Source organism: uncultured Piscinibacter sp. (assembly GCF_937952055.1).
GTDB lineage: Bacteria > Pseudomonadota > Gammaproteobacteria > Burkholderiales > Burkholderiaceae_C > Piscinibacter.
This window is the reverse complement of record NZ_CALFYO010000021.1, coordinates 534,907-550,890: the sequence shown is the minus strand read 5'-3', so window position 1 is coordinate 550,890 and position 15,984 is coordinate 534,907. Positions and strand designations below refer to the sequence as shown.

Here is a 15,984-nt window from a genome sequence, read left to right as displayed (position 1 = left end):
CGGCCCGCTCACGGGCCGCGCCCCGGCAGAAGAAGGAGGAGACATGCTGCGCCTCGAACTGGTCGACATCAGCAAGCAGTACCCGGCGGTCAAGGCCAACGACCGTGTCAACCTGCGCGTCAAGCCCGGCGAGATCCACGCCGTGCTGGGCGAGAACGGCGCGGGCAAGTCGACCATGATGAAGATGATCTACGGCGCGGTCCGTCCCGACGAGGGCGAGATCCGCTGGAACGGCCAGGCCGTGCAGATCGCTTCGCCGGCGCAGGCGCGCGCGCTGGGCATCAGCATGGTCTACCAGCACTTCAGCCTCTTCGACACGCTCAGCGCGGCCGAGAACGTCTGGCTGGGGCTGGACAAGAGCCTCTCGCTGGCCGAGGTCAGCGCACGCATCGGCAAGGTGGCCAAGGACTACGGCCTCGACGTCGACCCCGTGCGCCCGGTGCACACGCTCTCGGTCGGCGAGCGCCAGCGCGTCGAGATCGTGCGCGCGCTGCTGACGAATCCCAAGCTGCTCATCCTCGACGAGCCGACCTCGGTGCTGACGCCGCAGGCGGTGCACAGGCTGTTCGTCACGCTGCGCAAGCTCGCCGACGAAGGCTGCTCCATCCTCTACATCAGCCACAAGCTCGACGAGATCCGCGCGCTGTGCCACCACTGCACGGTGCTGCGCGGCGGCAAGGTCACCGGCGAGGTGGATCCGACGCAGGAGACCAATGCCAGCCTGTCGCGCCTGATGATCGGCGCCGAGCCGCCGCAACTGCAGCACATCCAGGCCAGGCTCGGCGACGTGGTGCTGGATGTCAAGGGCCTCAGCGTCCCCAAGGCCGACCCCTTCGCCACCGCGCTGTCCGACATCGGCTTCGAGGTGCGCGCCGGCGAGATCGTCGGCATCGCGGGCGTCTCCGGCAACGGCCAGCAGGAGCTGATGGCGGCGCTTTCCGGCGAGGACCCGCGCGCGCCGGGCGGCTCGATCAGGCTGTTCGGCCAGGACATCACGCGCGACTCGCCGCGCAAGCGCCGCAAGGAAGGACTGCATTTCGTGCCCGAGGAGCGCCTCGGCCGCGGGGCCGTGCCCACGCTCTCTCTCGCCGCCAACACGCTGCTCACGCGCACCGGCACGGTGGCGCGTTCCGGATGGATCCGCACCAGCGAGGTGAAGACGCTGGCCGAAGACCTGATCAGGCGCTTCAACGTCAAGGCCGGCGGCCCCGGCGCCGCCGCGAAGAGCCTGTCCGGCGGCAACCTGCAGAAGTTCATCGTCGGCCGCGAGATCGATGCCGACCCCAGGCTGCTGATCGTCTCGCAACCCACTTGGGGCGTGGACGTGGGTGCGGCCGCGCAGATCCGCGCCGAGCTGCTCGCCCTGCGCGACAAAGGCTGCGCACTGCTCGTCGTCAGCGAGGAGCTCGACGAGCTGTTCGAGATCTGCGACCGGCTCGTCGTCATCGCGCAGGGTAGGGTGTCGCCGAGCATCGCCACGTCGCAGGCGACCATCGAGATGATCGGCGAGTGGATGAGCGGCCTGTGGAACAAGGCGACCGCGAAGGAGGCCGACCATGCTCAAGCTTGAAGCCCGCCCCGAGGCGTCGAAGTTCATGTCCGTCGCCTCGCCGCTGCTGGCGCTGGCGATCACGGTGGTCATCGGCACGTTGCTCTTCCTCGCCCTCGGCAAGGATCCGCTGCGCGGCCTGCAGGTGTTCTTCGTCGAGCCGGTGAAGAGCGCCTATGCGTTGTCCGAGCTGGCGATGAAGGCCACGCCGCTGCTGCTCATCGCACTGGGCCTGGCCGTGTGCTTCCGCTCCAACGTGTGGAACATCGGCGCCGAAGGCCAGTTCGTGGTCGGCGCCATCGTCGCCAGCGGCGTGGCGATGCAGGCGACGCCGGAGACCGGCCGCTGGATTGTGGTGCTGGTGCTGCTCGCCGGCATCGCCGGCGGCATGGCGTGGGCCGGCATCGTGGCGCTGCTGCGCGACCGCTTTAACGCCAGCGAGATCCTCGTCAGCCTGATGATGGTCTACATCGCCGAGATGGTGCTGAGCTACCTGGTCTACGGCCCGTGGAAGGACCCGGCGGGCTACAACTTCCCGCAGACCATCACCTTCCTGAAAAGCACGCAGGTGCCGCGGCTGGTCGACGGCTTCCGCGTCAACGTCGGCCTGCTCATCGCGCTGTTCGCGGTGCTGGCCTTCTGGGTGCTGCTGTTCCGCACCTACGCCGGCTTCCAGCTGCAGGTGGGCGGTCTGGCGCCGGCGGCGGCGCGCTATGCCGGCTTCTCGTCGCGCAAGGCCTTGTGGACGGCGCTGCTGATCTCGGGCGGCATGGCCGGCCTGGCCGGCGCGCTGGAGGCGGCCGGACCGCTTGGCCAGCTCACGCCGCATGTGCCGGCCGGCTACGGCTTCGCGGCGATCATCGTCGCCTTCGTCGGCCGGCTGCACCCGGTGGGCGCGATCTTCGCGGCCATCCTGATGAGCATGTTCTACATCGGCGGCGAGCTGGCACAGTCGCGGCTGGGCCTGCCGAAATCGCTCACCGGCGTGTTCCAGGGGCTGCTGCTGTTCACCCTGCTGGCCTGCGACACGCTGATCCACTATCGCGTGCGCTGGAAGGCGACCGCACCGAAGCGGACCCAGCCCGTCGTTGCCCAGCACCCCAAGGAGGCCTGAGATGGAATCCTTCGCCCTCCTGCTCGCCGCCACGTTCAATGCCGGCACCGTGCTGGCCATCGCCGCACTCGGCCTTCTCATCAACGAACGCGCCGGCATCGTCAACCTCGGCGCCGAAGGCATGATGCTGGTGGCGGCCATCGCCGGCTTTGCCACCGCGGTGCACACCGGCAGCGACTGGCTGGCCTTCGGCGCGGGCGCGACCGCCGGCGCGCTGCTGGCCGCCGCCTTCGGCGTGCTGGTCATCTGGCTCAACACCAACCAATACGCCACGGGGCTGGCGCTGAGCCTGTTCGGCGCCGGCTTCTCGGCCTTCGCGGGCATCAAGTACACCCAGGAAAAGCTCACCGAGCGCACACATTTCGACGTCCCCTTCCTGTCCGACATCCCGTTCGTCGGCCCGGCGGTCTTCAGGCAGCACCCGATGGTCTACCTCGCCGTGCTGCTCACCGTCGCGCTCGCCTGGTTCCTCTACCGCTCGCGCGCCGGCCTGGTGCTGCGTGCCGTGGGCGAATCGCCCGAGTCGGCGCATGCGCTCGGCTACCCCGTGCGCAGGATCCGGCTGCTCGCGGTGGTGGTGGGCGGTGCGCTGTGCGGCGTCGCCGGCGCCTACATCTCGGTGATCTACACGCCGTTGTGGGTGGAGGGCATGATCGCCGGCAAGGGCTGGATCGCGCTGGCGCTCACCACCTTCGCGACCTGGCGACCGGCACGTGTCTTGCTCGGCGCCTACCTGTTCGGCGGCGTGACGATGCTGCAGTTCCACCTGCAAGGAGAAGGCGTGCAGATTCCCAGCCAGTTCCTCACCATGCTGCCCTACGTGGCCACCATCGTGGTGCTGGTGCTGATCTCGCGCAATGCCAACTTCATCAAGGTGAACATGCCGGCGTCCATCGGCAAGCCCTTCTTTCCCGGATCGTGAGCTGAACCATAATTCCGCGCTTCGATCGTCCACCTCTGCGACTCGCACCCAACCTGGAGACGACATGACGTCCAAGAGCAAGCGTTCCCTGATCAAACTGGCCGGCTGGAGCTCCGTCGCCGCGCTCGCGGCCCTGGCCGGCTGCGGCAAGAAGGAAGAGGCTCCGCCCGCTGCGGCACCGGCTGCGTCGCCGGTGGCCGCCGCACCGGCCAAGCCCGAGCCGCTGAAGATCGCCTTCGCCTACGTCGGCCCGGTGGGCGATGGCGGCTGGACCTTCGCGCACGACAACGGCCGCAAGGCGGTCGAGGCCGAGTTCGGCGACAAGGTCGTCACCAGCTTCGTCGAGAAGGTCCCCGAGGCGGCCGACGCCGAGCGCGTGTTCCGCGACATGGCCGGCCAGGGCAACACGCTGATCTTCGGCACCACCTTCGGCTACATGGAGCCGATGCTGAAGGTCGCGGCCGACATGAAGGACGTCAAGTTCGAGCATGCCACCGGCTACAAGCAGGCCGACAACATGCGCACTTACGACAGCCGCACCTACGAGGGCGCCTACATGGCCGGCATCATCGCCGGGGGCATGACCAAGACGAACACGCTGGGCGTGGTCGGCTCGATCCCCATCCCCGAAGTGATCCGCAACATCAACAGCTTCACAATGGGCGCGCAGTCGGTAAACCCGAAGATCAAGACCAAGGTGGTCTGGGTCAACGAATGGTTCAACCCGCCCAAGGAAACCGAAGCCGCGCAGTCGCTGCTCAACGGCGGCGCCGACGTGCTGTTCCAGAACACCGACTCCTCGGCCGTTCTGCAGACGGCCGGCAAGGCGAAGAAGTTCGCCTTCGGCTGGGATAGCGACATGAGCGCGTACTCGCCCGAGGCGCACCTGGCCTCGGCGATCATCAACTGGGGTCCGTACTACATCAAGGCCACGCGCGACGCCCTGGAAGGCACCTGGAAGGGCAACGAAGCCTCCTGGTGGGGCGTCAAGGAGGGCACGATCGACATCGTGTCGATCTCGGACAAGGTGCCCGCCGAGGTCAAGGCCAAGGTCGAGGCGGTCAAGGCCGGCCTGAAGGACGGCAGCTTCGCGATCTGGAAGGGCCCGATCGTCGGCCAGGACGGCAAGGAACTGCTGAAGAAGGACGAGGTCGCCGACGACAAGTGGCTCGGCGGCATCAAGTTCTACGTCAAGGGCGTCGAGGGCAAGGTGCCCGGCGACAAGTGATGGTGCCCCCGGCCGCGGCGTACCGCGTCCGCCCCCCGCGGGGACCGGCCGGCCGCTTGGGGCGGCCCGCCGCTGGCCGGCCATGATGGCGGAACGGCGCTTTGCCCACCCGGTGCTCGACGCGCCGAGCCTGGGCGAGGCGCCGGTCGCGGTGCGGCTGCTCGGCGAGGAGTTCGTGCTCTGGCGCGACGGCGACGGCCAGCCGCGTGCCGCCCGCGACCGCTGCCCGCACCGCGGCACGCGCCTCTCGCTCGGCCGTGTCTGCGACGGGCAGATCGAGTGCCCGTACCATGGCTGGCGCTTCGACGCCGCCGGCCGCTGCGTCGACATTCCTGCGCTACCCGGGTTCACGCCGCCGGCCTCGCACGGCCTCGCCGTGTCCTTGCTGGGCGAGGCCCACGGGCTGCTCTGGCTGCACCTCGACGCTGACGCGGTGCTGCCGCGCTTCGACGCCGAAGGCGATGCGCGGCTGCGCAAGCTCAACGTCGGCCCCTACGACGTGGCGGCAAGTGCGCCGCGCATCGTCGAGAACTTCCTCGACCTGGCGCATTTCGGCTTCGTGCACGAGGGCTGGCTGGGCGACCGCGGCCACACGGCGCTGGCCGACTACCGCATCGAGCCGACGGCCACCGGCTTCGTGGCGCAGGGCTGTCGCGCCTGGCAGCCGCAGAGCAACCGCCTGGCCGCCGAAGGCAGCTGGGTCGACTACCGCTACGAGGTCACCGCGCCCTATGCGGCGGTGCTGACCAAGCTGCCGCAGCGCCAGGACGGCTACCGCGACGAGATCGCGCTGTTCGTCTGCCCGGTCGACGAGGAGCGCAGCCGGGTCTGGTTCCGCATGGCGTTGACGGACTTCGACTCGTCCGACGAGGATCTGCGCGCCTTCCAGCACACCATCTTCACCCAGGACCAGCCGGTGCTCGAGTCGCAGTCTCCCCGGCGGCTTCCGCTGACGCGCGGCGAGGTCCATTGCGCCGCCGACCGCAGCTCGGCGGCCTACCGCCGCTTCCTGAGGGAGGCTGGCATCACCTTCGGAGTTGTCCAATGAAACCCCCCAAGCTCACTTCGTTCGCTGCCCCCCGAGGGGGCGCTGGCCTCCCTTGGGGCGGCCCGGCGGGAGTCCTGACATGACCTTCACCGCGTTCGACAAGATTCCCCGCGAGCGCCTGCCCGCCTTGCTGCGCGCCATGCCGAAGGCCGAGCTGCATCTGCACATCGAGGGCTCGCTCGAGCCCGACCTGATCTTCAGGCTGGCGCAACGCAACGGCGTGCATCTGCCGTATGCGAGCGTGGAGGCATTGCGTGCCGCCTACGCATTCAGCGACCTGCAGAGCTTCCTGGACATCTACTACGCCGGCGCCAGCGTGCTGCTCAAGGAGCAGGACTTCTTCGACATGGCCTGGGCCTACCTCGAACGCGCCGCAGCCGACAACGTGCTGCACGTCGAGATCTTCTTCGACCCGCAGACGCACACGTCGCGCGGCGTGCCCTTCACCACGGTGATCCAGGGCCTCGAGCACGCCTGCCGGCGTGCCCACCAGGAACTGCGCATCAGCGCGAAACTCATCCTGTGCTTCCTGCGCCACCTCAGCGAAGACGAAGCGCTGGCCACGCTGGAAGAGGCGCTGCCCCACAAGCAGCACTTCATCGGCGTGGGTCTGGACAGCAGCGAGCGCGGCCATCCGCCGGAGAAGTTCGCGCGTGTGTTCGCGAGGGCGCGCTCGGCCGGGCTGCACGTGGTCGCGCACGCCGGTGAGGAGGGGCCGCCGGCGTACGTGCGCAGTGCGCTCGACGTGCTGAAGGTCGAGCGCATCGACCATGGCGTGCGCAGCGCGGAGGATCCGCTGCTGGTTCAGCGCCTGGTGAAGGAGCGTGTGCCGCTGACGGTGTGCCCGCTGTCCAACGTGAAGCTTTGCGTCTTCAAGCGGCTCGAAGAGCACAACCTGCCGGGTTTGTTGGCGGCGGGCCTGAAGGTGACCCTCAATTCCGACGACCCGGCCTACTTCGGCGGCTACGTCGGCCAGAACTTCGTCGAGACCTTCGCAGCGCTGCCGCAGCTCGGTGCGCGCGAGGCCTACACGCTGGCGCGCAACAGCTTCGAGGCGAGCTTCGCCGATGCCGGTGCCAAGTCGCACTGGATCCACCAGCTCGACCTGGCGTTCGAGGAGGCGGCCGCGGCTCAGTGAACCGTGGCCGTGGCCGCGCAGGCGCAAGGAGCCGATTGTGCGGTGCGGGCGCTCATCAGCTGCCAGCGTGCGCGCAGGCCGAGCGCGATGCGCTGGAACGCCTCGCTCGTCGCCACGTGCGATGCCAGCATCTCGAGGTTGCGGCCGATCTTCGCGCCCATCAGCAGCCGCTGCTCGGGATGGAGCTCGGCCTGCAGGGCCTGCGCGTAGCCGGTCATCAGCGCCAGCGTGCCGGCCAGCACGGCTTCCAGGCTGGGCAACTCGTGTTCTTCGGTGAGGTTTCGGTGGGTGAGGGGCATCGCCGTTCTCCTTCGCCGCCATCTTGCCGCAAATGAGACCCATTCGCAAGTAGCCCGTAGCCCCTCCGTGGGCTTGGGTCTGCATCCATCGGCGACAATCGTGGCTGCAAAGCGGCAGTGCTCCCTGCCGCTTTGTGCATTTCATCCGGAGCCATGTAGAGGAACACCATGTACAAAAACCTCGCCCGCGCGGCCGCGCTCGCCGCTGCGTTGCTGAGTTCCTTCGTCACCCCCGCCAGCCTCGCCCAGACGCCGCCGCTGAAAGTGGGCTTCGTGTACGTCAGCCCGGTCGGTGAAGCCGGCTGGAGCTACCAGCACGACCTCGGCCGCCGCGAGATGGAGCGCGCGCTGGGCGCGCGCGTAAAGACCACCGTCGTCGAGGCGGTGGCCGAAGGCGCCGACGCCGAACGCGTGATGCGCGACCTCGCGCGCCAGGGCCACCAACTCATCTTCGCTACCAGCTTCGGCTACCTGGAGCCGGCGCTGCGGGTGGCCGCCGAATTCCCTCAGGTGAAATTCGAGCATGCCGGCGGCTACAAGACCGCGGCGAACCTGAACACCTACAACGCGCGCTACTACGAGGCGCGCTACCTCGCAGGCTGGTTGGCCGGCAAGACGAGCCGAAGCGGCATCGCCGGCTACGTGGCCGGCTTCCCGGTGCCGGAGGTGGTGCAGGGCATCAACGCCTTCGCCATCGGCATGCGCGAGGCCAATCCCAACGCGCAGCTGCGCGTGCTGTGGCTGAATGCCTGGTTCGACCCGGCGCGCGAGCGCGAGGCGGCGCAGACGCTGATCCACCAGGGTGCCGACGTGCTGACCAACCACAGCGGCTCGCCGGCCGTGCCGCAGGCGGCGCAGGCGGCGTTCAAGGACAAGGGCGTGCGTGTCATCGCCTACCAGAGCGACATGCACGCCTTCGCGCCGGATGCGCAACTCGCCGCGGTGACGCACCACTGGGGCGGCTACTACACGCGCGTCGCGCAATCGGCGCTCGACGGACGCTGGAAGCCGCAGCCGGTGTGGGCCGGCATGAAGGATGGCCTGGTGCAGCTCAGCGCAGTCGACGGCTCGCTGGCGAAGGAGCTGCGCGCGCAGCTCGAGGCGAAGCGTGCGGACGTGGTCGCCGGCCGGCTCAAGCCCTTCTCCGGCCGCCTCGTCGACAACACCGGCCGCGAGCGGCTCTCGAAGGGGGCGCTCGACGACGCGGCGATCGCCGGCATGAACTGGCTCGCCGCTGGCGTGGTCGGCAGCTTGCCGGGACAATGAAGGCGTCACCACCTGCCTGAGTCGAGCCATGCTGCGACGCGTCGCCGTGTCGTGCCTGCTGATCGCGGCCTTCGCCGGCGCGGCCGGCGCGCGCACGCTGCGCATCGCCAGCGCCAACGATCCGCAGTCGATGGACCCGCATGCGCTGTCGCTGCAATACCAGTCGCGCGTGGTCACGCAGGTCTACGAGGGTCTGGTCAACCGTGGCCGCGACTTCAGGCTGGAACCCTCACTGGCCACCGGCTGGGAGCGCGTCTCACCGACCGCTTGGCGCTTCAGGCTGCGCCAGGGCGTGAGCTTCCACGACGGAGCGCCGTTCACGGCCGACGACGCGGTGTTCTCGATCGAGCGCGCCATGTCGCGCACCTCGCAGCGCGCCAACCAGCTGCGCGGCATTCTCGGCGTGCGCAAGCTCGACGCCGCGACGATCCAGATCGCCACCTCGGCGCCGGACGCCGTGCTGCCCGAGAAGCTCTGGCTGGTGGCCATGCTGAGCAGGCCCTGGGCCGAGAAGCACAAGGTGCTGCAGCCGCAGGACTACAACGCGCGCCAGGAGACGCACGCGGTGCGCCACGCCAACGGCACCGGCCCCTTCGTGCTGGAGCGCTACGAGGCCGACGCGCGCACCGTGCTCAAGGCCAACCCGAACTGGTGGGGCCGCGGCACGACCGTGGGGGGCGGCAACCTCGACGGCGCCGAGTACGTCGTCATCGCCTCCGACGCCACGCGGTTGGCGGCGCTGGCGTCGAAGCAGGTCGACCTGGTGCTCGACCCGCCACTGCAGGACCTGCCGCGTCTGAAGGCCGACCCGACGCTCCAGCTGGTCAGCAGCGCGGACATCGGCACGCAGTACCTCGCGCTTGACCAGCACCGCGCCGAGCTGCCCGGCTCGGGCCTGGTCGGCCGCAACCCGTTCAAGGACCGCCGCGTTCGACTGGCCGTCTGGCAGGCCATCGACACCGACCTGATCGTGCGCCAGGTGCTGCGCGGGCAGGGCGTGAGCACCGGCTCGGCGCTGTCGCCGCTGGTCGACGGCCATGTGCCGGCGCTGGAGCCACGGCCGAAGTTCGACCCTTCGGCAGCACGGACGCTGCTCAAGGAAGCGGGCTATGCGGCCGGCTTCTCGGTCACGCTCGACTGCGTCAACGTGGCGTACCGCGCGGCGGCCTGCCAGGCGATCGCGGCGATGCTGGAGAAGGTGGGCATCAGGGTCCAGTTCGTGCCCGCGCCGGCGGCGACCTTCTTCCCGAAGGTGACGCAGGCAACGAGCAGCTTCATGGAGTTCGGCTGGGCACCCGGCCCCGACCCCTGGTTCGTGCTCAACACCCTGCTGCGCACGAACGACGGGCTGCTCTCCGGCGCCTTCAACGGCGGGCGCTACTCCAACCCGGCCTACGACGCGCTCATCGAGGCGATCCGCGTCGAGCCGGATCTGGCGCGGCGGCGCGCGCTGGTTGGCGATGCGCTGCGGCTGATTCGAGAGGACGTGGCACTGATCCCGCTGTACCGCCGCCGGCACAACTGGGCGCTGCGCCCGGGCATCGAGCTCGTGCAGTGGCCCAACGACGTGCTCGAACTGCGCTGGGTGACGATGCCCTGAGGGGGCTCAGCCGAGCAGCCGCGCCGCCTGCGGCCCGAAGGCATAGGCGTCCATGCCGAGGGAGCCATAAGTCACGCTGTCGTGCAGGCGAACCGGTGCGGCCATGCGGCCGCCAGCGCCGGCGGCCACGTACCAGGGCAACAGGTGCTCGTCGGTGGGGTGCATGTCCACCGCATGCGGTGCGCGGACGCGGTAGTCGAACAGCGCGTCCCAGTCGCGCGCGGCACTGTGCTCGAGCAGCCAGTGGCGGAAGGCCTGGCTCTGCGGGATCTCCGGCCGATCGACCGGCCCGCGCAAGCCCTGCGCGAACACGCGCCGCAGGTTGTGCGTGATGCTGCCGCTGGCCAGCAGCAGCACGCCCTCGTCGGCCAGCGGCGCGAGTGCCTCGCCCAGCGCGAACTGCTGCGCCGGCGTCTGGCTGGGCACGAAAGCCAGCGGCAGAACCGGCACGTCGGCCTCGGGGTAGACGTAGCGCAGCGGCGTCCAGATGCCATGGTCGAGCCCGCCCTCCGGGATGAGGTGCGCCGGCAGCCCGGCCGCGCCGAGCAGCGCGGCCACGCGTTCGGCCAGCGCCGGCGCGCCCGGCGCGTCGTAGCGCAGCGTGGAGAGCGCGGCATCGAAGCCGCCGAAGTCGTACACCGCCTCGTGGCGCGCGCCGGCCAGCAGGACCGGCGCACGCGCGGCCGTGTGGGCCGAGACGGCCAGGATCGCGCGCGGCCGGCCGAAGGCGGCATCGATGCGGGGTCCGAGCGTCTTCATGAAGGCGCCGGCCGCGCCGGGCTCGAGCGCGATCATCGGCGAGCCGTGGGAGACGAAGATGGAAGGCAGGCGGTGGGTGTCCATGCCTCGATTGGACCTGCGCGGGGCGCTGCCGCAGATCAGGGGGATTGCATGCAGCATTCGGCGCGGCTGCAAGGCCGCGCCGCCGGCCGCACGACGCCCGCAAGTCCGCACGGCGTGGTCGCCGCGCGGACTCGTGGCACAGTCGGGCGCTCATGAATCCCACACCCGCGGTCGCGTCGCTGTTCGTCCTCGCCTGGCGCCAGATGGCGCGCGACTTCCGCGCCGGCGAACTGAGGCTGCTGGTGGCCGCCGTGATGCTGGCGGTGGCGGCGCTCACGGCGGTGGCCTTCTTCGCCGACCGCATCAACACCGGGCTGGCGCGCGACGCGCGGCAGATCCTCGGCGGCGATGCCATCATCGCCAGCGACCAGCCGGCGCCTGCGGCCTTTGCCGCCAAGGCCGGCGAACTGGGACTGGCCAGCGCGCTGACCACCACCTTCCCGAGCATGGGGCGGGCGCCGGACGACAAGGGCGGCGCCACGCGCCTGATCACCGCCAAGGCGGTGGCCGACGGCTACCCGCTGCGCGGCAAGCTGCGCCTGGCCGACGAGCCCGGCGGTGCCGAGAGCGAGGTCGCCGCGGCGCCCGCGCCCGGAACGGTCTGGGTGGACGCCGCCGTGCTGAGTTCACTGGGCCTGCAGCCCGGCGACACGCTGCTGCTCGGCGATGCCGCGCTGCGCATCGTGAAGGTCATCGTCGTCGAACCCGACCGCGGTGCCGGCTTCCTCGGTTTCGCGCCGCGGGTGCTGTTCAACCAGGCCGACCTGCCCGCCACCGGCCTCATCCAGCCGGCCAGCCGGGTGACCTACCGGCTGGCGGTGGCCGCGCCCGGCAACAGCGACGCGCCGGTGCGCGAGTTCGTGCGCTGGGCCGAGGCCGAGCTGAAGGCTCGCGACCTGCGCGGCATCCGTGTCGAGTCGCTCGCCTCGGGCCGGCCGGAGATGCGCCAGACGCTGGATCGCGCCGAGATGTTCCTCAACCTCGTGGCGCTGCTCGCCGCGCTGCTCGCCGCCGTGGCGGTGGGTATCGCCGCGCGCGACTTCGCCGCTCGTCACCTCGATGACTGCGCCATGCTGCGCGTGCTCGGCCAGTCGCAGCGCCGCATCGCGCTGCTCCATCTGATCGAATTCGGCAGCGTCGGGGCACTGGCCAGCGCGCTGGGCGTGGTGCTGGGCTTCGCCGTGCACCATGTGTTCGTCTGGCTGCTGGCGGGACTGGTCGACGGCGCGCTGCCGGAAGCGGGCGTCTGGCCGGCGCTGTTCGGCCTCGGCGTGGGCATGACGCTGCTGCTCGGCTTCGGCCTGCCGCCGGTGCTGCAGCTCGCGCGCGTGCCGCCGCTGCGTGTCATCCGCCGCGACGTCGGCGCGCTCAAGCCGGCCTCGCTGGCGGTGCTGGCTGCGGGCACCGCGGGCTTCGTCGCGCTGCTGATGGCGGTGTCCAGCGACCTCAAGCTCGGTTTCATCGCGGTCGGCGGCTTTGCGGCGGCGGTGGCGCTGTTCGCGTTGTTCTCCTGGGGCGCGGTGGGCCTGCTGCGGCGCGCCGTGCCCGATTCGCGGGCTCCTCGCTGGCTGGTGCTGGCCACGCGGCAGATCGCCGCGCGGCCGGCGTTCGCGGTGCTGCAGGTGTCGGCGCTCAGCGTCGGGCTGCTCGCGCTGGTGCTGCTGGTGCTGCTGCGCACCGACCTGATCGCCAGCTGGCGGCAGGCGACCCCGCCCGATGCGCCGAACCGCTTCGTCATCAACATCCAGCCCGAGCAGGGCGAGGCCTTCCAGCAGCGGCTGAAGCAGGCGGGCATCCAGCGCTACGACTGGTACCCGATGATCCGCGGCCGGCTGGTGGCGATCAACGGCAAGAGCGTGCGCCCCGAGGACATGGCCGAGGAGCGCGCCAAGCGCCTCGTCGACCGCGAGTTCAACCTCAGCCACACCGCCGTGCTGCCGAAGCACAACCAACTGGATGGCGGACGCTGGGTCGCCGACGAGCCGAACGCGCTCAGCGTGGAGGAGGGTCTGGCCAAGTCGCTCGGCCTCCAGCTCGGCGACAGCTTGCGCTTCGACGTCGCCGGCATGCCCGCCGAGGGCCGCATCACGAGCCTGCGCAAGGTGGACTGGGGCTCGATGCGGGTCAACTTCTTCGTCCTCTTCCCCACCGCGGCGATGGCCGATCTGCCGGCGACCTATATCGCTGCCTTCCGCGCACCGGCCGGCAGGAACCAGGGTGCGGCCTTCGACAACGCGCTCAGTCGCGACTTCCCGAACATCACCAACGTCGATGTGTCGGCGTCGATCGCGCAGGTGCAGCGCGTGCTCGACCAGGTGATCCGTGCGGTGGAGTTCCTGTTCGGCTTCACGCTGGCCGCCGGGCTGGTGGTGCTGTTCGCCGCGGTGACGGCCACGCGCGAGGCGCGCGCCAAGGAGTACGCGGTGATGCGTGCGATGGGCGCCGGCGGCCGGCTGCTGGCGCAGGTGCAGCGTGCCGAGCTGCTCGGCGTCGGTGCGCTGGCCGGCGTGCTGGCTTCGCTCGCCGCCATGGCGGTGGGCTGGGGCCTCGCGCGCTTCGCCTTCGAGTTCAGCTGGAACCCTTCGCCATGGGTGCCCCTGGTCAGCGGCGTGGCCGGGGCGCTGCTCGCGCTGGCCGCCGGATGGTGGGGCCTGCGCGAGGTGCTGAATCGCCCGGTCGTCGAGACCTTGCGGCGAGCCGCGGAGTAGCGGTCCGGGCCCGGATCAGGCGGGGCTGGCGGCCAGGCGGAATGCCGCCAGCGCCTGCTACTGGCCGATGGCCAGCGCAGTGGCTGAGAAGGCGCCCAGCGTGATCAGCATGATCAGGTCGGCAGTGCGGCCGAGCGAAGTGTCGGCATCGGCGTGGGCGATGGCATGGGCGGTCATGTGGACGTCGTCCTGCAAGGATGAGGGGCTCAGCGGGACCGGTCGATCAGGCCCATGTCGGCGCTGGCCATGAGGGCCTCGATGTCCATGAGGATGAGCATGCGTTCGCTGGCGCCGTCGCCGTTGCCGTTCCTGACGGCGCCGATGCCGGTGATGAAGCCGGAGTCGATGGCGCAGGACAGTTCGGGGGCGGGCTTGATGGAGCCGGCGGGGAGCTCGAGCACGTCGGAGACGGAGTCGACGACGGCGCCGACGACACGGCCCCTGACGTTGAGGACGATGACGACGGTGAAGGCGTTGTACTCGGCGCTGGCGCAGCCGAGCTTCATGCGCAGGTCGACGATGGGGACGATGACGCCGCGCAGGTTGACCACGCCCTTGATGAAGGCGGGGGCGTTGGCGATGCGGGTGGGCGGCTCGTAGGAGCGGATCTCCTGCACGCGCAGGATGTCGATGCCGTATTCCTCGTCGCCGAGGCGGAAGGTGAGGAACTCGCCGCCGGCGTGGGTCTGTGCCCGGGTCGCCTCGCGGGTGGATTCGTGCTGGGCTACGTGCTGGGCGTCGGTGATCATGTCCATGGGTTGTCTCGCGGGCTGGGCTGAAGGGGGATGGGTCAGGCGAAGGCGGATGTCTCGACGCGGAAGGTGCCGACCACCTGGTTCAGGCGCAGGGCCTGCTCCTTGAGGCTTTCCGCGGCGGCGGCGGACTGCTCGACGAGGGCGGCGTTCTGCTGCGTCATCTGGTCGAGCTGGGTAACGGCGGTGTTGACCTGGCCGATGCCGTCGCTTTGCTCGGCGGCGGCGGCGGTGATCTCGCCGATGATGTCGGAGACGCGCTGCACGCTGGCGACGATCTCGTTCATGGTGGAGCCGGCGTCGGCGACGAGCTTGGAGCCGGTCTCGACCTTGTCGACGGAGGCGCCGATCAGGCCCTTGATCTCGCGGGCGGCCTCGACGGCGGCGTTGAGGGCGAGGATGTTGGTCTGGAAGGCGATGCCGTCGATGACGCCGATGATGTCGGCGATCTTCTTGGAGCTGGCGTTGATCTCGTCCATGGTGGAGACCACCTGGGAGACGACGGAGCCGCCGCGCTGGGCGACTTCGGCGGCGGAGGCGGCCAGCTGGTTGGCCTGGCGGGCCGAGTCGGCGCTCTGGCCGACGGCGCCGGCGAGCTGTTCGATCGAGCTGGCGGTCTGCTGCAGGTTGCTCGCCGCCGTCTCGGTGCGTGCGCTGAGGTCCTGGTTGCCGCTGGCGATCTGCACGCTCGCCGTGCCGATGCTGTCGGTGCTCGGCCGCACCTGCCCGACCAGCGTGCGCAGCGACTCCTGCATGCGACCGAGGGCGCGCAGCAGCTCGCCGAGCTCGTCGCGTGCCGAGGAGCCGACCGACTGGGTCAGGTCGCCTCGGGCGATGACCTCGGCCGCCGCCACGGCATCGTGCAGCGGCCGCGTGACCGAGCGCGTGATCGTCCAGGCCATCGCGGCGCCCACGCCCAAACTCGCCAGCAGCATGCCGAGCAGCACCATCTTCGCCGTGGCGATCGACGAGTGCACCCCGTCGATGTTCTTCTTCGCCAGTTCGGCCTGGTACGAACTCAACCGCTTCATCGCCTCGAGATAGGCGGACGCGGCGGGCATCATCTTCTCGTTGAGCGTCTTCTCGGCCGCCAGGGGGTCGCCCTGATTGATCTGCGTGCCCACCTGCTTGCGGATGTCGATGTAGGCCGTGCGCTTCTCGCCGATCTCGGCCAGCAACGCCTTGCCGCGCTCGCTCGTGATCACCGGCTCGAGGTCCTTCTGCAGCGCACTGATCTGCGTCGAGGTTTCCTTCATCTGCGGCGCGAAGTGCGCCTCCACCGCGGGCAGGCCGGTCGACTTGGCGATGGCCAGCGCGCGGATCACGTTCATATCCGTCTTGCCCATCCATTCGGGCATGACGCCGGCGCGGCGCTCGAACTCCTGCGCGAGGCCGAGTTCGGTACTGATGCTCGCCAGGCGGAAGAAGGCGATGGCGACCATCACGACCGAGAGCGCGAGCACGGCGCCGAAGCCGAGCGACAGGCGCGCGCCGAGTTTGAGTTGGTTCAGGTTCAT

General features: G+C 70.0%; 13 protein-coding genes. 9 read left to right on the top strand and 4 right to left on the bottom strand.

Going from position 1 to position 15,984, the window contains the following annotated elements:
- Positions 1 to 43: 43 nt before the first annotated feature.
- From Q0599_RS16870 to Q0599_RS16845, 6 genes are all read left to right on the top strand, one after another.
- Positions 44 to 1,570 carry an ABC transporter ATP-binding protein gene (locus tag Q0599_RS16870; RefSeq protein ID WP_298831775.1) on the top strand — a complete coding sequence of 509 codons (1,527 nt, stop codon included), beginning with the start codon at positions 44 to 46 and terminating at the stop codon, positions 1,568 to 1,570.
- Positions 1,557 to 2,663, top strand: a complete 1,107-nt coding sequence (locus Q0599_RS16865) for an ABC transporter permease (RefSeq protein ID WP_298831772.1) — start codon at positions 1,557 to 1,559, stop codon at positions 2,661 to 2,663. The genes Q0599_RS16870 and Q0599_RS16865 overlap by 14 nt, the downstream gene beginning before the upstream one ends.
- Before the next feature lies 1 nt (position 2,664).
- A complete protein-coding gene (locus tag Q0599_RS16860) occupies positions 2,665 to 3,585 on the top strand; it encodes an ABC transporter permease (RefSeq protein ID WP_298831767.1) in 921 nt (306 codons plus the stop codon).
- A gap of 64 nt (positions 3,586 to 3,649) precedes the next feature.
- Positions 3,650 to 4,813: a BMP family ABC transporter substrate-binding protein gene (locus Q0599_RS16855; RefSeq protein ID WP_298831764.1), complete on the top strand. Its 1,164-nt coding sequence runs from the start codon at positions 3,650 to 3,652 to the stop codon at positions 4,811 to 4,813.
- A gap of 85 nt (positions 4,814 to 4,898) precedes the next feature.
- On the top strand, positions 4,899 to 5,861 hold the full coding sequence (locus Q0599_RS16850; protein WP_298832751.1) for an aromatic ring-hydroxylating dioxygenase subunit alpha: 963 nt from the start codon (positions 4,899 to 4,901) through the stop codon (positions 5,859 to 5,861).
- 79 nt (positions 5,862 to 5,940) lie between these two features.
- Positions 5,941 to 6,999: an adenosine deaminase gene (locus Q0599_RS16845; protein WP_298831762.1), complete on the top strand. Its 1,059-nt coding sequence runs from the start codon at positions 5,941 to 5,943 to the stop codon at positions 6,997 to 6,999.
- Here Q0599_RS16845 and Q0599_RS16840 read toward each other — a convergent pair.
- On the bottom strand, positions 6,993 to 7,298 hold the full coding sequence (locus tag Q0599_RS16840; RefSeq protein WP_298831760.1) for a hypothetical protein: 306 nt from the start codon (positions 7,296 to 7,298) through the stop codon (positions 6,993 to 6,995). The two genes, Q0599_RS16845 and Q0599_RS16840, sit on opposite strands and share 7 nt — an antisense overlap.
- Positions 7,299 to 7,466: 168 nt before the next feature.
- Here Q0599_RS16840 and Q0599_RS16835 point away from each other — a divergent pair, with 168 nt between their 5' ends.
- Both Q0599_RS16835 and Q0599_RS16830 read left to right on the top strand, forming a co-directional pair.
- Positions 7,467 to 8,564 carry a BMP family ABC transporter substrate-binding protein gene (locus Q0599_RS16835; protein WP_298831758.1) on the top strand — a complete coding sequence of 366 codons (1,098 nt, stop codon included), beginning with the start codon at positions 7,467 to 7,469 and terminating at the stop codon, positions 8,562 to 8,564.
- Between the two features lie 28 nt (positions 8,565 to 8,592).
- Complete coding sequence (locus Q0599_RS16830) at positions 8,593 to 10,164, top strand: ABC transporter substrate-binding protein (protein ID WP_298831756.1); 1,572 nt, start codon at positions 8,593 to 8,595, stop codon at positions 10,162 to 10,164.
- A 6-nt stretch (positions 10,165 to 10,170) separates the two neighbouring features.
- Here the strand turns inward: Q0599_RS16830 and Q0599_RS16825 are convergent, their stop codons facing one another.
- Positions 10,171 to 11,007 (bottom strand): class III extradiol ring-cleavage dioxygenase, encoded by an 837-nt coding sequence (locus Q0599_RS16825; protein WP_298831753.1) that lies wholly within the window; start codon positions 11,005 to 11,007, stop codon positions 10,171 to 10,173.
- A gap of 152 nt (positions 11,008 to 11,159) precedes the next feature.
- Here Q0599_RS16825 and Q0599_RS16820 point away from each other — a divergent pair, with 152 nt between their 5' ends.
- Positions 11,160 to 13,715 (top strand): FtsX-like permease family protein, encoded by a 2,556-nt coding sequence (locus Q0599_RS16820; protein ID WP_298831748.1) that lies wholly within the window; start codon positions 11,160 to 11,162, stop codon positions 13,713 to 13,715.
- A 206-nt stretch (positions 13,716 to 13,921) separates the two neighbouring features.
- Here Q0599_RS16820 and Q0599_RS16815 read toward each other — a convergent pair whose 3' ends face one another.
- Positions 13,922 to 14,470 (bottom strand): chemotaxis protein CheW, encoded by a 549-nt coding sequence (locus Q0599_RS16815; RefSeq protein WP_298831745.1) that lies wholly within the window; start codon positions 14,468 to 14,470, stop codon positions 13,922 to 13,924.
- A gap of 35 nt (positions 14,471 to 14,505) precedes the next feature.
- Positions 14,506 to 15,984 carry a methyl-accepting chemotaxis protein gene (locus tag Q0599_RS16810; protein ID WP_298831741.1) on the bottom strand — a complete coding sequence of 493 codons (1,479 nt, stop codon included), beginning with the start codon at positions 15,982 to 15,984 and terminating at the stop codon, positions 14,506 to 14,508.